The organism is Halomonas sp. ND22Bw (assembly GCF_003011945.1).
Taxonomy (GTDB): Bacteria; Pseudomonadota; Gammaproteobacteria; order Pseudomonadales; family Halomonadaceae; genus Halomonas; species Halomonas halophila.
Genome location: NZ_PXWD01001699.1, coordinates 1 through 239, shown reverse-complemented (window position 1 = coordinate 239; position 239 = coordinate 1). Strand labels below are relative to the sequence as shown.

Below are 239 nucleotides of genomic sequence, written 5' to 3'. Positions count from 1 at the left end.
CAACGCGCCTGCGACCCGTATCGCCGGCGTGCTGCAAGCACCCGCCGGTCAGCTGGCCCGCGTGTTCAACGCCTACGCCACCAAGGACGCCGCGTAAGCGGCCCCGCCTTTCATCTCTGCATCACTCTCTAAACCTCATCCTCCGAAGGAAAACTGACAATGGCCGACCTCGCCAAGATCGTCGAAGACCTGTCCGCGCTTACCGTTCTGGAAGCCGCTGAACTCTCCAAGCTGCTGGA

At 62.3% G+C, this 239-nt stretch carries 1 protein-coding gene; it reads left to right on the top strand.

The window, feature by feature from the left end:
• Nucleotides 1-159: 159 nt before the first annotated feature.
• On the top strand, nucleotides 160-239 hold an 80-nt coding region (locus CVH10_RS24060; RefSeq protein WP_219925102.1), incomplete at its 3' end, for a hypothetical protein.